This is a genomic window from uncultured Desulfobulbus sp., from assembly GCF_963662935.2.
Taxonomy (GTDB): Bacteria; Desulfobacterota; Desulfobulbia; order Desulfobulbales; family Desulfobulbaceae; genus Desulfobulbus.
The window spans coordinates 3,041,342-3,059,040 of sequence record NZ_CAXXTL010000002.1; the positions used below are offsets into that span (position 1 = coordinate 3,041,342).

Consider the following 17,699-nt stretch of genomic DNA (forward strand, 5'->3'; position numbering starts at 1 on the left):
GACAAGAGAGATGTTCCGTATTGATCAAGGAGGAAAGCATGCATGAGGCGCTTTTTTATCAGCAGGCGGGAGAGGGGAAGGTTGTCTGCGGGCTTTGTCACCATCGTTGCCATATTGCTGCTGGCAAACGGGGCATCTGTGGTGTGCGTGAGAACCAGGACGGGAGGTTGATCAGTCTGGTCTACGGCAGATTGATTTCGCAGAACATCGATCCCATTGAAAAAAAGCCGATGTTTCATTTTTTGCCGGGCAGCCGCTCCCTGTCAATCGCCACTGTCGGGTGCAATTTTCAATGCCTGCACTGCCAGAATTATGAGATTTCCCAGTTTCCGCACCTGCACAAAGGCCAGATTAGCGGAGTGAGTTGCAGCCCCGGATCGGTGGTGGACGAGGCGGTGCGATCCGGCTGCGCTAGCATTAGCTACACATACGTCGAGCCGACGATTTTTTATGAGTTTGCCTACGATTGCGCCCGGCTGGCCAAAGAGAAGGGGATCAAAAATGTCTTTGTCAGCAACGGCTACATGACCGGCGAAGTGATCCACCATCTTGCGCCGGTGCTTGACGGCATCAACATTGACCTTAAAGCTTTCAGTGCCGATTTCTATCAAAAAATCTGCAAGGCCCGGTTGGAGCCGGTTCTGGACAGTATCCGCCTGTTTCACGAACTCGGCGTGCTGGTCGAGGTCACCACCCTGATTATTCCGGGTCTCAATGACGGTGAGGAGGAGTTGCGAGCCATTGCTCGTTTTCTCAGGGGGGTGTCAGCAGATCTTCCCTGGCATGTGAGTGGTTTCTATCCGACCTATAAAATGCTGGACCGTCCGGCAACTCCTGCTGCCACTCTGGAAAAAGCGCGAGAGATCGGCCTGGCCGAAGGGCTGCGTTTTGTTTACGAGGGGAATGTCGCAGGTTCCGGCGGCGAGGATACCTTATGCCCCGGCTGCGGTACATTGCTTATTCAACGATACAGTTTCAGCAGCCGACTAGTCGCGTTGCGCGACGGCATCTGCGATCATTGCGGTCTGGCTCCGGCCGGGGTGTGGCGGTAATGTTCTTCCCTGGTTAAAACGACAGCGGATAAACGTCTCTGCCGGAGATGCATTCCTTCGGCTTTTCCTGCCGTTATCACCTCAACTCGTCATTCCGGCAGGCTTTAAGCCAGAATCCAGATTTTAAACGCCTGGAAAGACTGGATACCCGGCAGGGCATTCGGGGATAACAGACATTCTGCAAGAGCCTCAGTGGAGTGTGCTTTTTTATTCCCTTTCTCCATTCAAAGGAGTCATGAGGAAATCAAGAATAAATGCGTGCCGGCGATCTTTTACGAGGTCCAGAATTCTGTCCATGTCCATATTCATGTAGTCATGCACGATGCGGTTGCGCAGGCCGATGATGCCATGCCATGGAGGCAGGCTTTCTTTCTCGATTATCCCCAATCTGGCAAGAGCGGTAAAGGCGTCGTAGGCGGAAACCGGAACCACCTCGCCTTGAGCCTTAAGTTGCTGTTTGGCTTTGCCGATGGCGTTTTCAATCAACACTTGGAGCCCATGAAGCAAGCCGTTCTGTTCAAGGGCTGTTAGTGGCTGCAGAGATTTGATGCGGACGCTGGCTTCATCCAGCAAGGCACCCTGTTCAGAGGCGATGCGTTTTGTCTCGGCATGGTACAGGTCAGTGCGCATAGAGTGTTTCCCAGTAATGGTCTTCCAGTTCACGCCAGGTTCGCCTGAGAAAGCGTTGCCAGGGCAGGCTGTCTCCGCCCTTCAGTACCACCCCCTCTTCTGCGATGGCGGCACGCATAGCGAGGTTCGCCCGTGGCGTATCGATGAGATCAATTGCTGTTTCGGGGCAAGCCAGTCCTTCCGCCAGGTTGCGGCGCAAGGTTTCGGTGCGGCCCAATTGTTCCAACCAGTCCATGTCCTTCCGCCATTGTAGCGCAATATCCCAGTCGCTGTTGGCCGTTTCGGTTCCCCAAGCCCGGCTGCCTATGAGCACGGCGAATTCCAGGTCTGACTCGGCAGTGAATATGTTTTGCAACACGGAGGGCTGGTTTGATTGCATAGCACAAGGAAAATGTTAAAAGTTTACGGGAGGTTTTCCTGCCCCTGTCCTCGTTTTAATCGCGATAAAAATTTTCGTGCTAGCCTATGGCCAGAAGGACTAATTCATCGGGTGAGTCTTCAGGGCCGATGAGTTTAAACGATAAAAGGATTTCTTGTTTGTTGACCTTGAATTTGTGGACGAAAACACCCGCTAAATCTCCTTTTTTGCCTTTTCCAATTTTTGGTTCCGCCATAATCTCACGTATTGCGGTATTGACCGTTTTTCTATCTCGATCGTGGAGCTTTTTTATCGCTCTCTCAAACGTCGGAGTAGCGCTGACTTTGATCATGAGGCTTCAAAATGATAGACGGCACGTTGCCCGGCGTTTGCTTCTTCAATGCTGAGCAGCGTGTCTTTAATAAACTGTAACGGCATGTCGGGATTCTCCTCTACCAATTTCCCCAACCTTGCCCAGTGCTCAATCTGTTTTGGAATGGAGCGATGTTCCGCTGCCGCGTGTGGCCTGGCTAACTCAACCAATTCATCCGATACTTTGAGTGCTGTCGACATAGTAACTACCTCCTTTTGGAAGCATACTACACCTTGATGCAACCTTTTGCAACCTGGCCGACGCGATTGGCCTGGGCTGACTGTGCAAAAAAGAAAACTCTATTAGCTTAATCTCTTTGCTTTTTTTTATGTTTCTGCTCTAATTTGCCCATGCCGTCAATCTTTGACCTTGTGGAGTGTGGTTGTGGAGGAGAAAAAAAAATACGAGGTGACCGTTCTGTTACCCGCGTATAATGAAGAAGGCGTGATCGGCAGTACCATTCAAAAGATACGGGCCCTGCACCCCAATTTTGAAATTTTGGTGGTGGACGATGGCTCCACCGACAACACCATGCAGGAAGCCATGGCTGCCGGAGCCAATGTGTGGCCGCATCCCTACAATATCGGCAATGGGGCTGCCATTAAATCCGGCCTGCGCTGCGCTCAGGGAGAATGGGTGGTGATGATGGATGCCGATGGCCAGCACCAGCCGGAAGATATAGCCCGGCTGCTGGTACACAGGGACAGGTTCGATATGGTCGTCGGTGCGCGGACGAAACATTCGGAAACCAGCACCCATCGCGATCTGGCCAACTGGGTCTATAACCAATTTGCAGGCTATGTTACCAAGTTTAACATCGAAGACCTGACCTCAGGTTTTCGTTTGGTCAGGCTTTCCGTGGCGAAGCAGTTTATCTACCTCCTGCCCAATACCTTTTCCTATCCTTCCACTTTAACCTTGGGATATCTGCGCAGTGGCCGCAGTGTCAAGTACATCCCGATTCAAACCAAGGCGCGTACAGGGAAAAGTAAAATAAAATTGTTAAAAGACGGAACACGGTTTTTCCTGATCATCACCAAGGTAGCCACGCTCTTTTCACCATTTCGGGTCTTCCTGCCGATCAGTCTTGCTTTCTTCGCAACCGGAATCTGCTACTACGGCTACACCTTCTTTACTCAAGGCCGTTTCACCAATATGTCAGCCCTGCTGTTTAATAGTTCGATCATTATTTTCATGATCGGCCTTGTAGCGGAGCAGATCAGCCAAATGCGGTATGATCGGGTTGAATAGAATATGACAAAAAGAATTTTTTTTATAATTTTTAAAAAATTAAAAGGATCATTTTTTCATCCTCAGTGGTTATCAGATCACTATCATAACCAATCGCGACAATTAATAAGGCAAATTAAATCAGGTTGTGTTGTAGACATAGGTAGCGGAGCTAGTAATCTTAATGATTATATTGGAGATTCGGTCGAACTCCTGAGAGTCGATTACCCGGCTACGAATTGTCGATATCAGGATGTACCCCACTTATATGCAGACGCTGCAAGGATGCCTTTTTTAGATGCCTCTATTGACACCGTGCTGTTGTTGGAAGTTCTTGAACATGTGGAACAATTCGATTTGGTCCTCGCTGAGATAAAGCGAATTTTGAAACCAGATGGGACGTTATATTTATCAGCTCCATTTATTTACCCGGCTCATGATGTACCCTATGATTATCATCGATTCACAAGGCATGGTTTAGAGAAAGATCTTGCAAGGCACGGGTTCGGAATCGAGATAGTCAAACAACATGGTAATACCATTGTTGTAGCCTTACAGATGATCAACCTGCTGTTTTTAGAAGTCGTCGATAAAACTATGAAGAGGGCGATGCTTTTAGGGTTGGCATTGGCAATGCTATGTTATCCTTTTTGTTTGTTGAATAATTTAATTTCATTGCCTTTTTTGGGATTAGATAAAAAAAGTACATCGGTGTTTGGTCATTTCGTAGTTGCTAGGAATTCTATACCGAGTGAATTGAATTGAATGTTTTGATTTTAACAACTTCATTTCCACTTGAAGACTATTCTTCAAGTGGAATTTTTGTAGCTCGTTTGGTGAATAATCTTGCATTGCAGCATGAAGTTACTGTTATTACTCCAGGTGATCATAAGCACCGTCTCCCATTCATCAATAAAGGTGTTAGGGTCATTCCTTTTAGGTATGCTCCATATAGGTGGCAAGTTATTTCTCACGCACCAGGAGGGATTCCTGTTGCACTGAGATGTAATCGTGCTCTGTATTTGTTAATACCGTTTCTTTTGGTTGGTTTTTTTTTAACCAGCCTAAAGTGGGCTCGAGATATGAACGTGTTGCATGCAAATTGGGCCGCGTGTGGATTGATAGCCGGAATAGTCGGTAAATATCATGGAATTCCAGTCGTAACAACAATTCGAGGGGAAGACATAACTAGATCTTCTAGACTTCAACTAGATAATTTGATCTTGACGTTTTGTATGCGTTTATCAGATAGGATAATTGGTGTCAGTCAAGCTATAGTGGATCGGTTGAAACAAAGAGTGGGGGTAATTGCTGAGCAAGTTTGTCTGATCGAAAACGGTGTCGATGAAGAACTTTTTTTGGTTCAACATGAATGGTGCAAGGACGGGTTTTTAAGGCTTATTTTTATCGGTAGTCTTATCCCGAGAAAGGGTGTGGATACCCTTTTGAAGGCAATTAATGCTTTCGGTCCAGGCAGTTCATTGTTGCTAAGTATCGTAGGCGAGGGTGTTGAGGAAATAGCCTTGCGAGAACAGGTAGGTCAATACGGTTTGACCAATAACGTGAAATTCCACGGCATGGTGGCCCCAGAATATTTGTCAACATTACTAACACTGCATGATGTTTTGGTTTTACCCAGTTACAGTGAAGGACGACCAAACGTTGTCCTTGAGGCTATGGCTGCTGGGCTCCCTGTAATAGCTTCTGATATCCCGGGTGTGGATGAATTGGTATTAGACGGTAGAACAGGGTTGCTTTTTGTGGCCGGCAATGTAACCGAATTGTTTCAATGTCTTGATACCTTAATGAGAGATAAAGCGCTACTTGAGAAGATGGGGGGTGATGGCCGAAAACAAATTCTAGAACGCGGCTTGTTGTGGTCGGTAACTGCTGAAAAATATACAAGACTCTATCAATCTGTTCAGCGTGGTTCAATCTGATGTGTGGTATTGTGGGGCATGTTTGCACAGTGCCGGATCGGGTTGATCCACAGGCGGTTCGTCAAGCTACGCGCAAACTAGCTCATCGAGGGCCGGATGGTGAGGGGTTGCTGGATCTACCCTGCGTCAGTTTAGGTCATCGTCGATTGAGTATTTTGGATCTATCAGGAAGTCGGCAGCCTTGGTCTTCCGATTGTGGTAGGTACCACATGGTTTTTAATGGTGAAATCTATAACTATCTAGAATTAAAAAATGTATTGATAAAGGATGGTTTTAGCTTTAAAAGCCATGGCGATACTGAAGTGCTTATGGAGATGTATAGAAGGTACGGGGCGGCCTGTCTGGATTGGTTAAATGGTATGTTTGCCTTCGCTGTTTGGGACAATGAATTGCGCCGACTGTTTATTGCACGCGATAGGATAGGCAAAAAACCTCTCTATTATGCACAAGGACATGAACAATTAGTTTTTGCATCAGAATTGTCAGCTTTATTAAGTTTCAGGTTTCTGTCTCAGGAAATTGATCCAGTTGCTGTTAATGATTTTTTCGCACACCAATTTATAGGAGAAAATCGAACTATATTTAAACAGGTTCATAAGCTGCCGCCGGCGCATTATATTATTTGGCAAAATGGAAAAATTGATATTCGTCGATACTGGCAGCTTCCTTTTCCTGTAAGGTCTTTTCGTAATGATACGAATTTGTGTGAAGAGTTCAGGCATCTTCTTCTGGAGTCGGTAAAAATACGGTTACGCAGTGACGTGCCTCTTGGAGCTTTTTTGAGTGGTGGACTAGATTCAACAATTATCACTGCATGCATCCGAAGCTTGGGATATGAGTTGTCAACGTATACCATCGGTTTCAAACAAGGCAGTTTTGATGAGAGTAGGCAAGCCGCCTCAGTCAGCACGCATCTTGGTACAAAACACCACTTGAAAATGTTAGATAACCCTTTAGATGAGGTTATAGAGCAGTGTCTATCCTCCTTCGGTGAACCATTTGCTGACCCTTCGGCGATCCCTACTTGGTATTTATGTCACTATGTTGGCGGTAAAGTTAAGGTGGCTCTATCTGGAGATGGTGTGGACGAGTTGTTCGCTGGTTATCGTCGCTATAAGGCCATGGAAATAGCACAACTTTATTTGAAAATACCATCCTGGCTTCGTGAAGGTGTGATTGGTCGCGTGGTGGATTGGTTGCCAGAACCTGATGAATATTTTACAGCAAGTTCAGTTAAGAAAATCAAGCTATTTTATGCATTACTTAGACGTTACAAACTATCTCCAGGAAATCCCCTCGCGCAAATTTTTAACCTTGAAGAGAGGCAACGGTTATTGTCTGGATACGCTCAGGACGAATATCAGTTTGATTTTCTTTTAAAGTATGATCTGCGATTGGAAGACCCTGTCACCCAGATGTTGATGGTTGATCAACAGATCTACCTGCCGGAAGATATACTCGCCAAAGTCGACAGAATGAGTATGCGACATGGACTCGAGGTGCGCAGCCCATTTCTTGATTACAGGATAATAGAGTTCGCCGCTAAATTACCGTTACAATACAAACTGGCGCAAGGAATACAAAAGGTGTTGCCTCGGAAGTGTTTTGCTGATTTGGTACCAAAGGCTGTACTTTCGCAGGTAAAACATGGGTTTGCAGTTCCATTGGCTACTTGGTTCAAGGGAGCATTACGCGAGTCATTTCAAAGTTTGATGTTTGATTGGGAGCTTGATAATGGATTAAATCGTAAGGAGGTTATGCGACTTTGGGAAGAGCACCAGGGGGGGGGGCGGGACCATGGTTTTAAGCTTTGGACGATTTTTGTTTACTCACTTTGGTGGAAAAACCAGTTTAGAACACCATGAAGAATAAACGTCAATATCAGAACGATCTGTCACTGCAATCACCTATACTTTTGGACTTTGAATATAAGCAGGTTAAGGTGCAGAAGATGTTGTCGGTGCTCAAGGATGCTGGAATGGTCAGTGACAACAGAAACGGTCTTGCTGTAGATATAGGGTGTTCGGGAGGTTTTTTTACTTATGCTATCACCCCGTATTTTCATAAGGTGGTTGGGTTAGATATCGATACTCATGCTATAAAGCTTGCTAATAAAAAAAATAGTATAGAAAATCTGTCCTATTTAATTGGCGACTCCTTAAACTTGCCATTTGCCGATAAATCGGTGGACTTGATTATTTGCAATCACGTTTATGAGCATGTTCCCGATCCGGAAAAAATGTTTTGTGAGATATATCGGGTCCTAAGTGATAATGGAGGATGTTACCTGGGGGCTGCTTCAAGGCTAACTTTGATCGAGCCACATTACCACCTACCTTTACTCTCTTGGTTGCCCAAACCATTTGCACATTGGTACCTGCGTGCTTTCAGTAAAGGTGAGTATTATTATGAAGATTTGCGTAGTTGCGGCGGTATTTTAAAATTGATTCGACGCTTCAATTTTAAAGATTATACTCTGGAAATTATAACAGATCCTGACAAGTTTTACGCCTATGACCTGTTGCCGGTGGGAGGGGGGCTAAGGAAGATTCCAATTTTCATATGGAAAATTTTTTATAAACTGTTGCCAACATACATTTTTATTCTAAAAAGGCAAAGACAAAGGCAATGAATTTAAAAGTTAGACTATATGTCTTCAGATTAATTAACTGGATATCCAGGAATTTTTTTGCAAACCGTTTAAACTTCGCGCATATCCAAGCTTTTTTACTGAACAACTCCTTGAAAAAAATCATCAATTTCATTCATGTTCAGTGGTCCATGAAAAGAGGGCATTCAAGAGTTAATTGTTACCCCTATCTCTTTGTTATGGAAGTTACTAATGTTTGCAATTTGAAGTGCCCGTTTTGTTTGACAGGAAAAGGGGTGTCAGGAGGACGTAAAGTCAGGCATATGAAGTTTGAAGAAGCAAGGAAGATACTCGATCAGGTCGGAGATCATCTTTATTTTTTGCAAGTTTATACTTGGGGGGAGCCACTGTTAAACCCTGATATTTTTTCAATTATTGAATATGCAAAAAAGAAAAATATATATGTAATGTTGTCCACAAACGCTACTACCATGTCCCCGGCTATTAATGAGCGCTTGTTAGATTCAGGTATCGACTACATTATGGTTGCCATTGATGGTGGGAGCCAGGAGACTTATCAGAAATACAGAAGAGGAGGGGATTATGTTAAAGTAATTGCCAACGTAAGGGATATGCTCGGTCAGCGTGAACAAAAAGAAGGCAGTAAACCATTTGTTGAATGGCAATATATAGTGTTTCGACACAATGAACATGAGGTGCGCGGTGTAGAACAGATGGCATATGAAATTGGAATAAATAAATTTACTCCATTGCCGGCGTATGTGGAAGATGAGGAGTGGGCTGCAAGTGATCCTGAATACCGTACTGAGCTAGGTAACCCTGAAAGACTGCGAAACTGTGATAGGCCATGGTCCCATCTCAATGTTCGGGCCGATGGTGGAGTCGCTTCATGTTGTTATACTTTTTTTAAGAAGGATGATCTCGGAGATCTAAGCTGTGATAGTTTTTTAGAGATCTGGAATAATGAATTGTTTCAACAGGCTCGTCGGATTATTGTACAGGCTCGTAAAGGAGAAGAAATAGAGAAGTCGCATATTGCATGCTACAGTTGTATGCGCCGAGGGATTCGCCCCTCTTTCTTTGAAATTACTTCTGATTCTCAGTAAAGGAAATCAATATCGGAAAGGATGAGGAGTGTTCTGGTCTAAATATTTCGAACTGATTTTCGGAACAGAAATTCAACAAGTAATAGCGACAGTGCTTCACCTGACATTATCCAAACCCGACTTGTGATCGCCAATATCGTTGCTTGGGCTTCCGGCAAATGGGGAATCAGGAGGAAATACAATGTTGCCTCACGGACTCCAATGCCACCTGGCACAATAAGGATAATAAATCCTGCGAAGAATCCCATCGCTATGCTTGAGCCTACGGGTAGCCACTTCTGATATTCCAAGGGGAAAAGCATATTTGTAAACACCACAAAAGCCAATCCGAATAAAAGCCAGAACAAACAATAATAACAATATATAAAGATTATACTTGTAGCAGTAGGTAGTTTTGCATTTGAAAAAGCCAATCCAATACTGCCAGGGGTAAAGCGAAGCAGGGAGATTACCTTGGGGTGTATACTCAAGCTAATCAGGAGAAAGATCCCCAGTATGTGCCAAGGCTTGAACTGTAATCCGCCGGCATAAATCAAGGATGGTAAGCCTACAGCTAGTGAAGAGCTTGCAACTATCATAGTTTCAAGCCATAGACTTAAGCTGAGGGTTGCAAGATTAATATTTTCATGACGTGCAAGTTCTGCTCGGGACATATATGACCAAACACCACCAGGGATATATCGGGCGATAGACGAAATCATCCAGATCCGGATTCCCTGTAATGTTGATGGACGGGCTGCAAGCAGTCTCAATATGAGAACCCAGCCGTAAGCGTCCAAGATAAAAAGAACTGTCACGGCTACCAATCCTATTAGCATGAACGGAATAGATAGGTGAAAATCAAGGTCTGCGATTTGCTTATTTTGTTCGTAAAGCAAATTCAGCATAAAACCTATGGCAGTGCAGATAAGAAGATAACGAAAAATCTTCACAACTGTTCGTCCGATTGGATCAATCTAGCAGGTGAGCCTGCAACCTTTGAATTGGCCTTAATCGTGTGGTTGACCACAGAATTCGCACCAATAATCACATTGTCTCCAATCGTTACGCCATCAAGAATCGTGACACCTGCGCCGATCCATACATTGTTTCCAATGCGAATGCCTTTTGCAGTAAATCCTTGTTGATTCATTGGTTTGTCAGATTGCTCATATACATGCGAAGATGCTACGATAAAACAGTTCCCGCCTATCATCACGTCATTTCCAATCAGAAGGCCGCCATTCCCGTACAGGATGGTATTTTGGCCGATACTTGTACGCTGACCGATGGTGACATGGCCTTCTGGAGGGCCCGCGTTAACCATAGCATGGCTTCGTAAAAACGAGTTCTTGCCGATTGAAATGGCTTGAGGGTGGCGAGATGTTGCAATTAGGTGCACTTCATCGTCGATAATTACCCCCTCGCCGAGAGATATCTGGCGGGGACAGCGCAAGGTGACCTGTCTGCCGACATAGGATTTGAAATTAAAATGTGGGAAGCAAAGTGTGTATAATAATTTTCTAATAATTAATCCCGTTATTCCAGGGAGGTATAAGCAAAAGCTAAGGAGCAGTTCATGCCAGAGCAGGCTGAATAATGAGGCGTTTTCCCCCACCGTTAGGCGGATATATTTTTCAAAAGCCGACTCTTCACTATATTCGCTTGAGATGTCGTAATGCCTTTGGGGGCCTTGTTGTTGGTTGCTCATATTAATCTGTTATCGACTTGCGTCAAGTATTAGCAGGGTATGGAAAAACGATATGACTACTAACGGGGTCTGTAATTGTTCAGGTGCATAACAAACCTGCTTAAGTAATACGGTTGTAAAAAGGTGGATTTACTGTGGCTAATTTAGTCTTGAATAAGGTGAGGCATGATCTGTTTTTACCATGTCTCGTTAAGAGAGACGGAAAAGAGAGACCGGAGATTGTATGTATTCTTATACAGATAAAAGAGCAATGAAAGTGGATAAAATTAGTTGGCTTATCTTCTTGTCTATTTTATTTCTTGGGTTTGCCTTAAAGATAAAATTCCTATTCCAGGTGAGCCTCTGGCCCGATGAGGCGCTCTATCTTTACATTGCCAGAAATTTAGCAGTCGATGTGACCAACCTAACGGACATTTCAGGGAAAATGATGTACGAGAGTCCTCCTTTGCTGATGTATCTTCTAAGTTTTGCGGCCGATATTAAATTTATAGAATTTGACCAAGCTGCAAGAGCGATGATAGTCCTCATGGGGATGGGAACTGTTTTGACCACATATTTAATTGGAAGGAAATTATATCATCCCCTAGTGGGAATAATCGCAGCCTTATTGCTCGCTATTTGTCCTCTCAGCAATTGGGTCGGCATTAGGATCTTAACAGATATTCCGGTTGTGTTCTTCATTTACTTGGCCATCTACATGCTGGTGAATGAAAAAAAGCCGGTCTTCTATCTTTTTGGCCTTTGTGCTGTATTGACCAAATATTCTGCATTCCCGATTTTATTTATTCCCTTTTTTATGAAACTGAAACCTAGAGTCTGGGCAACGCTTTATTTGACAGGATTTGTGACGCTTTTAGCTTTTGTTATGTCCAAGAATTTGTTTCCTAAGCTAGATGGTTGGGTCGGCTACTTTTATAATTTTTTCCAATTACCCAATGTGTTCCACATGGCAAGGGAAATTGATTTTTTTCTGGGATATTTACTTGCTGGTTTTATTCTGATCGGGATATTTCTCACAATCAGAGAACAGAAATATTCGGCAGTGTTTCATTGGTTTGTCGTTTTTGGAATAAGCCGGATTTTTCTTCCGTGGATCGTTTTTCGTGTCTCTCGTTATACATTGCCGCTTTACCCAGCCTTATATATTTTTGCAGCCTATGGTTGTTATCGAGGTGCTCAATTATTGAAATTGAGCTGGCCGTCATATTCAAAATTGGTAAACGTATCTTTAGTACTCTTGATTGCGGGTATTGTATTTTTCAACGCACAAAAGAGCCTAGGGATAATGAATCAAACGAGCAATTCCTTTTCAGGCTATGCTCAGGCTTGTGCATTTCTGATAAAACAACCTAGTCCTCATTCTATCGTGACAGCTTCCCCGAGACAGATAAAATATTTTGCTCCTGAGTTTAATGTCCATGATATTGATCAAAGAATAACGCCTGATGAATTTAGAATATTTATTGAAAAGGAGAAAATAGAGTACCTCTCCATCGATTCCTGGTCACCGCATTTGCCTTCCTGGTGCAACTCGTTTGATTTTCAAGAAAAGGGATATGATCTTATCTTTAACGGTCAGGATGTGCGTATATTCAAAGTGCCTAAGAGATAGATTTGGATTGTGAAATGTACCCTTCTCCTTTCAATAAGGTGGTTTTCATCATTTCATTTGAAAGAAGGTGTAACCATTCCTAGTAAACAATGGTTTTTCAGCCTTTGCTAGGAAGGGCGCAACGAGGAGTTTGTCTTCATTATGCAATTGCTGAAACCATGACATCGTTAAATCATCTCGCATCAATACATAGGAGATGTTTTTTTTATTTATTGTATCGAGAATATTTTTATTTTGCATTCCTGTTTTGAAAAAGTTTGAGAATACCCCCGAGCCAAAAGGTTGCTCGAAGACCGGTTCAAAATTCATGTAGTATCCTCTGTTTCCTAAGAAAAGACACATAACCTTGGCTTCCGGTAGCAAAATGGAATTAGCATATTGGATTGCCGGATATTCTGGCCGGAAGTTAGCAATGTAGTCGTCTCGGCTCACCTCGCCACGCAGATACGGTAGCGGATTAGTTGTTTTGAATAAGTCTACAATATAAATCCCATTATACGAAAGCATTAGAATTGGAAGGCTAGCTACCAATAGAAAAATTATTATTTTATTGCGACCAGTGCATTTTTTCCATGAGAGAACCTTATCGAATAGGCCTTTTAGACCATACATCGAAAGGATAACCAGGGAAGGAATAATGGGGGTGATATAGCGGATACGAATAGCATATTGGAATATGGTGAGAAGGAGATAAAGTAGGGCAAAAAGAAACAGGTACTTTTGTTCACGGCATTGTCGGCTGTCGAGTGGTTTAGCTATTAGAGCTAAAAATGGAAGAATAAGAAGAAAGGGTGTTAGTTTGCCGTCAAAATATTGAGGGTTGTCGTCTTGCCCTTCATAAAAAAAACGAAATGGTAAGAATATCGTCTGCCACCATGGTTCGTTATAAAGAATTTTTCTTTCAAGAAAGGCATTGCCTCCTTGGCTTGAAACCTTTTGGGATGTGCTGCGGATTTCTGCTGTAGGGAGTATTTGTTGACTTACATTCGGTATTCTGATTTTTTGGAATAGGGAGTTGTGCAGAGGGTAAATAGGATTGCCAGTCCAAATATAATTTTTAATAAGCCAAGGAGAAAATGTAGCTATAGTAATTACAATAAAAACAAATACATAGAGAAATGCTCTGCTGTTACTTTTTTCTTTTTTTTTGTTTTGTTCATGGAGAATTGGAACGAAAAGACTAAGGATAATTGTCGATAGAATACCGTTGTATTTTGTCCCGGAAGCCATTCCACAACAAAAACCAGCCAAGAGAAGAAAACGCCACTGAAAGTTACTTTCGACCCAGTGGAGTAAAATTATTAATGCAGAGGTCGAAAAAAAAACTAGACCCAAATCAACATAGACTGTGATCGATAATTTGATAATAATCGGAACTGAAAGAAAAAAAAGAGCACCAAGTAATCCGTAGTTGGTTCCTAACCGCATTTTAAGATGGAAGAAAATGATCCATCCAGTCAAAAGAGCAAAAATGTAATGTATATATTTTGGTACAATATCATTATTGAAATATAAGGGAATTGTATATAGTAGGTCGAGATTCATGGGGTAATAGGAAAAAATATTTTCCGGTATTTCATGAATTCCTCCATGCTTTAACCACATTTTAGGAATAAAAAGATGGTGGGTTAATGCATCTCTGTCTACCGGTGGCACAGAATCCATCAAAATAGTAGACAGAATTAGACCAGTCAGGAGAAGTGAAAGGAAAAGACATAGAATGAAACCAATGGAAAAAGTCGATTTAGTCTTCACTTGATTATTTCTTGCAGTAGATGAGGGGGTAATAGTTTTTGATATACTTCCCCATTCACTGTAAACGAGGGCGTACCGGTCAGTTTGTGTTGCAAACCATTAAGAATGTCATGCCGCAGATGCCCCAGCGTTTTTGCTGAATACATATCAAACGCCAATCTTTCCACGTCTAACTTCATAAGCTCTGCAAATTCATTAAGTTGGATTTTCTCATCTTTCAATTGAACCGCTTTGTACAGGGCATCGTTAACCACCCAGAACATCCCGCGTTCGCTCGCGACGATGGCAATCAGAGCCAGTTTACCCGATCCAATATGGAAAGGGTTTGGAGCGATAGCCTTATTAAATTCATGATCAAGCGGGTAATGACGATGAACCAGGCGGATACGCTCGGGAAATCGATTGATGAGTTGTCTGAGATAAAAATGCATTTTTCTACATTGAAAGCATTGATAATCTGTGAATTCTTCAATGGTGAATTGAGGGTTTTCCGCCCCGATCCAAGGGGATCCTTCCTTGGTTACCCCGGTTGTAACCTTGGGATTGGTGACATCAGCTTCTTGTATCCAATAGGCAGGCAAAAGCAGTTGGGTGGCGACAAGTAAACCGATCAGCAAGGGAATACCGAATCTGACAGGAGCGGCAGATGTTAAAGCCTTGCAGGCGGTGAGCAGGGACGACGGACGAATTTGAACTGTAGAGAAGCGCCTGAAAACTATCCATGATGAAAAGGAAAGGAGAAAGTTGACTGCATATGATATCAGGCACAAAATGCACCAAGAGTGAATGCGAAAGGCAGAAATGACAGCAAGGTAAACTGAAAAGCAAGAGGCCACCAGGGCAAGAATAGTCAGAAGGGCCCAGCAGTGTGGGGCATTATCGTCGTGACGCTTGAGTGGTATAAGGAGTAACGTAAACAGGCTGTAAGCAAAGATTCCCCAGAGGGCGACTGGCATTCCAAGGAAGACTGACCATGGACTTTGGGCCACGGTGTCACAGTTGATAGCCTCGGTGATGGCGCAAAAACTGGAAAAAGTAAGGTCTGTGTAGTTTTTATAGTGAGTGTATCCCAGATAGAGGCTGGTTGCCAAGCCCAGCAGATTCAGGCATACCACCTGAGAATAATAAAAAAGATATGGGAAATTTTTTTTGGGGGGATTCACTGTGTCGAACTATTAGTAGTGGAAGGGGTGGGAAGCTGGGAACCTATTAACTCGGCTAACTCTTTAGCTTCAACCGGAAAGAGTATGTTTTGCCGGTTTGCAGTTTGGATAGTGCTTAAAAGATCCTTCGTTGTAAAATGTTTATATAATTCGGAAAGTTGAGCCGCAGCGGCTTCGCCGTTTCCCTGGAGGAGATGGTTGCCGATCAAGCAGAGAAGAGGGAAGCGTGGTTCTGAGTAGGAAAATGCCTCGCGAAACTGTGCTTCTGCATCTTTGAAATTGCCTTGCCTGCTCAGCACACTGCCAAGGCAGGCTTGAGCGATTCCTCGTTCGTAACTTCTTTCGCCTGATTTTTCCACTGCTGCATGGAGCATTAAGTTAGCTTGGGATAATTCATGTCTTGCAGCAAAAATGATCCCCATGCTGGTCATTAGCTCAATGTCATTGGGACTCTCTTGCATTAACATTTGGAGCTCATTTTGAGATTTGTCAATTTGGTTGTTGGCCAAAAGAGCCTTGTGCAGATAATAGCGAGAGAATGGGGTTTCGTAAGCTTTTAATGCCCTGCTATAATAATTAATTGCTTCGGTATACATCCCCCAGTCCATGACGATGTTACCCATGTTATTGTAGGCCCGTGCCTTGTCTTTTGAGGGGGTGGGAGAGCTTTTATCGAGAGATTTTTGACAGAGTTCAAAGGCTTCTTGGTTCCGTCCGAGTTGTTGATAAGTGTGGGCGAGGTTGATGTAAGGGCGGCTTTGTCCAGGTGCCTTAGTCAAGCTATCTTCCCATAGACTTTGTTCGGTGAGCCAGATAGCATTGCGGCTATATGTGGCAACCGCTAGGCCGCATATTGTTAACAGCACCGCTCCCATGAGGACTTGCCGCAAGGCTGGCGTCGTTTTCAATCGGATGTAATACGCATCGATAAGAAGAGCGGCAAGCGGGAGGAAAAGAAATAATGAAGGGAGGTAGTTGCGGTGTTCGAATATGAGTTCTAACGGCAAAAAGGAGGACTCTATTCCGTGGTTTAACAAGAAAAAAAGAATAGCAAAGGACGCGAGTGGTCGGGATTTATGCCAATACAGAGACCAAATTGTCAAAAGGAAAAGAAACGCCATGGCCAACAATGTTGTCGGCGGTGTAAGAAGCGAGGTGGAAAGCGTGATGTCGTGAGTCAGGGATAATCTGTGCGGTGCTGGGAAAAAAAGTTGGGAGAGATAAAAAACCAAGATACGGTTTTCTGTCAGGAGTCGCTGCGTGAGTGTAAAGCTGCGTTGTTCGAACCCGGCGATGCCGCCAAAAGGGATGCCGTTGGTGAGCAGGTAGACAGCGGCAGTGGCGAGCCCAATCAGTCCTAGGATGGCAAAAATATGCCTTTTATCTAATTTACTTTGGAGTCGGAAAAGAATGCCTTCAATCAGCAAAAGTGTAAGCGGCAAGGTTATGCTGTTTTCCTTGGACCCTAGGGCGAGAACAAAGCAGGCCATTGCTGTTAAAAACCAGAGAATCATCCTGCCGCCTGGCATGGAGCGTCGGCCAATGAGATAACAGAGAAGAGATGCCAGATAAAAAAAGGTGGCAAGCCCGGCCATACGCTGCACGATATATGTTACAGCCTGCGTCTGTAGAGGGTTCAATGCCCAGAGCGTGGCGGCAAGCAGAGCTATTGAATATTTTGCTCTGATTCTCTGGTGTTGCAATAACGGGATATTGAGTAATTGAATCGTGGTCAGGTAAAGGAGAACGGCTGTTGCCCAGTGAAGAAGGATGTTGAAGATATGATAACCAATAACGTTGTCACCCCCAAAGTACCAGTTAAGAGCAAAGGAAAGGTTGGCAATCGGCCTGAATAATGTGCCTTTTTTAGTGGGATGGGAAAAAAATGTTTGGGTGAGGGATTGAGAATCAAGCGAATTAAGGTGCAGATTCTGGTTTTGGACAATATTGGGGTAATCGTCCAAGTGCCAGTCGGCGGTCAGCGTGTTACTGTAAATGATCGCTATAGTGATAAAAAGGAAAAAAGACGAGAAGAGAATTGAGGCTGCCACCTTCTCAAAACCAGGAGTTCCATTTTGGGATAACGTTTTTAAGGTGTTCAAAATAAACGGTTCCGGAGTGGAAACAAAGACAGGCGCTCCGTAGGGGAGCGCCTGTCGACAAGTTATGTTAAGCGGAG

General features: G+C 43.8%; 17 protein-coding genes. 8 read left to right on the forward strand and 9 right to left on the reverse strand.

Features of this window, described 5'->3' with window-relative positions; genetic code table 11:
• Nucleotides 1-38: 38 nt before the first annotated feature.
• Nucleotides 39-1,052, forward strand: coding sequence for an AmmeMemoRadiSam system radical SAM enzyme (gene amrS / locus ACHZCX_RS17725; RefSeq protein WP_319588528.1), 1,014 nt, complete (start codon nucleotides 39-41; stop codon nucleotides 1,050-1,052).
• Nucleotides 1,053-1,259: 207 nt separating this feature from the next.
• Here the strand turns inward: amrS and ACHZCX_RS17730 are convergent, their stop codons facing one another.
• The 4 genes from ACHZCX_RS17730 to ACHZCX_RS17745 form a co-directional block, all read right to left on the reverse strand.
• Complete coding sequence (locus ACHZCX_RS17730) at nucleotides 1,260-1,715, reverse strand: DUF86 domain-containing protein (RefSeq protein WP_319588529.1); 456 nt, start codon at nucleotides 1,713-1,715, stop codon at nucleotides 1,260-1,262.
• A complete protein-coding gene (locus tag ACHZCX_RS17735) occupies nucleotides 1,672-2,040 on the reverse strand; it encodes a nucleotidyltransferase domain-containing protein (protein WP_319588530.1) in 369 nt (122 codons plus the stop codon). Before ACHZCX_RS17735 ends, ACHZCX_RS17730 begins: the two co-directional genes overlap by 44 nt.
• A gap of 100 nt (nucleotides 2,041-2,140) precedes the next feature.
• Entirely contained in the window at nucleotides 2,141-2,392 is a 252-nt protein-coding gene (locus ACHZCX_RS17740; protein ID WP_319588531.1) for a type II toxin-antitoxin system RelE/ParE family toxin, read from the reverse strand.
• On the reverse strand, nucleotides 2,389-2,613 hold the full coding sequence (locus ACHZCX_RS17745; protein WP_319588532.1) for a hypothetical protein: 225 nt from the start codon (nucleotides 2,611-2,613) through the stop codon (nucleotides 2,389-2,391). The genes ACHZCX_RS17740 and ACHZCX_RS17745 overlap by 4 nt, the downstream gene beginning before the upstream one ends.
• A gap of 184 nt (nucleotides 2,614-2,797) precedes the next feature.
• Between ACHZCX_RS17745 and ACHZCX_RS17750 the strand changes: the two genes are divergently transcribed.
• From ACHZCX_RS17750 to ACHZCX_RS17775, 6 genes are all read left to right on the forward strand, one after another.
• Nucleotides 2,798-3,664 (forward strand): glycosyltransferase family 2 protein, encoded by an 867-nt coding sequence (locus ACHZCX_RS17750; protein ID WP_319588533.1) that lies wholly within the window; start codon nucleotides 2,798-2,800, stop codon nucleotides 3,662-3,664.
• A 3-nt stretch (nucleotides 3,665-3,667) separates the two neighbouring features.
• Nucleotides 3,668-4,408: a class I SAM-dependent methyltransferase gene (locus tag ACHZCX_RS17755; RefSeq protein ID WP_319588534.1), complete on the forward strand. Its 741-nt coding sequence runs from the start codon at nucleotides 3,668-3,670 to the stop codon at nucleotides 4,406-4,408.
• Nucleotides 4,405-5,583, forward strand: a complete 1,179-nt coding sequence (locus ACHZCX_RS17760) for a glycosyltransferase family 4 protein (protein WP_319588535.1) — start codon at nucleotides 4,405-4,407, stop codon at nucleotides 5,581-5,583. The genes ACHZCX_RS17755 and ACHZCX_RS17760 overlap by 4 nt, the downstream gene beginning before the upstream one ends.
• The gene (gene asnB, locus ACHZCX_RS17765) at nucleotides 5,583-7,448 is read left to right on the forward strand and encodes an asparagine synthase (glutamine-hydrolyzing) (RefSeq protein ID WP_319588536.1); all 1,866 of its coding nucleotides are present in this window, start codon (nucleotides 5,583-5,585) and stop codon (nucleotides 7,446-7,448) included. Before ACHZCX_RS17760 ends, asnB begins: the two co-directional genes overlap by 1 nt.
• Nucleotides 7,445-8,215: a methyltransferase domain-containing protein gene (locus ACHZCX_RS17770; RefSeq protein WP_319588537.1), complete on the forward strand. Its 771-nt coding sequence runs from the start codon at nucleotides 7,445-7,447 to the stop codon at nucleotides 8,213-8,215. Before asnB ends, ACHZCX_RS17770 begins: the two co-directional genes overlap by 4 nt.
• Before the next feature lie 110 nt (nucleotides 8,216-8,325).
• Complete coding sequence (locus ACHZCX_RS17775) at nucleotides 8,326-9,300, forward strand: radical SAM/SPASM domain-containing protein (RefSeq protein ID WP_394708805.1); 975 nt, start codon at nucleotides 8,326-8,328, stop codon at nucleotides 9,298-9,300.
• A 38-nt stretch (nucleotides 9,301-9,338) separates the two neighbouring features.
• Here the strand turns inward: ACHZCX_RS17775 and ACHZCX_RS17780 are convergent, their stop codons facing one another.
• Together ACHZCX_RS17780 and ACHZCX_RS17785 are read right to left on the reverse strand one after the other, a co-directional pair.
• Entirely contained in the window at nucleotides 9,339-10,232 is an 894-nt protein-coding gene (locus tag ACHZCX_RS17780) for a lysylphosphatidylglycerol synthase domain-containing protein (protein ID WP_319588538.1), read from the reverse strand.
• A complete protein-coding gene (locus tag ACHZCX_RS17785; RefSeq protein WP_319588539.1) occupies nucleotides 10,229-10,990 on the reverse strand; it encodes an acyltransferase in 762 nt (253 codons plus the stop codon). The genes ACHZCX_RS17780 and ACHZCX_RS17785 overlap by 4 nt, the downstream gene beginning before the upstream one ends.
• 223 nt (nucleotides 10,991-11,213) lie before the next feature.
• Between ACHZCX_RS17785 and ACHZCX_RS17790 the strand changes: the two genes are divergently transcribed.
• On the forward strand, nucleotides 11,214-12,602 hold the full coding sequence (locus ACHZCX_RS17790; RefSeq protein ID WP_319588540.1) for a glycosyltransferase family 39 protein: 1,389 nt from the start codon (nucleotides 11,214-11,216) through the stop codon (nucleotides 12,600-12,602).
• A 48-nt stretch (nucleotides 12,603-12,650) separates the two neighbouring features.
• Here the strand turns inward: ACHZCX_RS17790 and ACHZCX_RS17795 are convergent, their stop codons facing one another.
• Genes ACHZCX_RS17795 through ACHZCX_RS17805 form a run of 3 tightly spaced genes read right to left on the reverse strand, consistent with a single transcriptional unit; the run spans nucleotide 12,651 to nucleotide 17,622 of the window.
• Complete coding sequence (locus ACHZCX_RS17795) at nucleotides 12,651-14,357, reverse strand: glycosyltransferase family 39 protein (protein WP_319588541.1); 1,707 nt, start codon at nucleotides 14,355-14,357, stop codon at nucleotides 12,651-12,653.
• The gene (locus tag ACHZCX_RS17800; RefSeq protein ID WP_319588542.1) at nucleotides 14,354-15,520 is read right to left on the reverse strand and encodes a vitamin K epoxide reductase family protein; all 1,167 of its coding nucleotides are present in this window, start codon (nucleotides 15,518-15,520) and stop codon (nucleotides 14,354-14,356) included. Before ACHZCX_RS17800 ends, ACHZCX_RS17795 begins: the two co-directional genes overlap by 4 nt.
• A complete protein-coding gene (locus tag ACHZCX_RS17805) occupies nucleotides 15,517-17,622 on the reverse strand; it encodes a tetratricopeptide repeat protein (RefSeq protein WP_319588543.1) in 2,106 nt (701 codons plus the stop codon). The genes ACHZCX_RS17800 and ACHZCX_RS17805 overlap by 4 nt, the downstream gene beginning before the upstream one ends.
• Nucleotides 17,623-17,699 lie beyond the last annotated feature (77 nt).

Coding starts and splice junctions, on each gene's coding strand:
- ACHZCX_RS17785 (WP_319588539.1), bottom strand. CDS start 10,990: ATGAGCAACCAACAACAAGGCCCCCAAAGGCATTACGACATCTCAAGC.
- asnB (WP_319588536.1), top strand. CDS start 5,583: ATGTGTGGTATTGTGGGGCATGTTTGCACAGTGCCGGATCGGGTTGAT.
- ACHZCX_RS17790 (WP_319588540.1), top strand. CDS start 11,214: ATGTATTCTTATACAGATAAAAGAGCAATGAAAGTGGATAAAATTAGT.
- ACHZCX_RS17755 (WP_319588534.1), top strand. CDS start 3,668: ATGACAAAAAGAATTTTTTTTATAATTTTTAAAAAATTAAAAGGATCA.
- ACHZCX_RS17745 (WP_319588532.1), bottom strand. CDS start 2,613: ATGTCGACAGCACTCAAAGTATCGGATGAATTGGTTGAGTTAGCCAGG.
- ACHZCX_RS17740 (WP_319588531.1), bottom strand. CDS start 2,392: ATGATCAAAGTCAGCGCTACTCCGACGTTTGAGAGAGCGATAAAAAAG.
- amrS (WP_319588528.1), top strand. CDS start 39: ATGCATGAGGCGCTTTTTTATCAGCAGGCGGGAGAGGGGAAGGTTGTC.
- ACHZCX_RS17770 (WP_319588537.1), top strand. CDS start 7,445: ATGAAGAATAAACGTCAATATCAGAACGATCTGTCACTGCAATCACCT.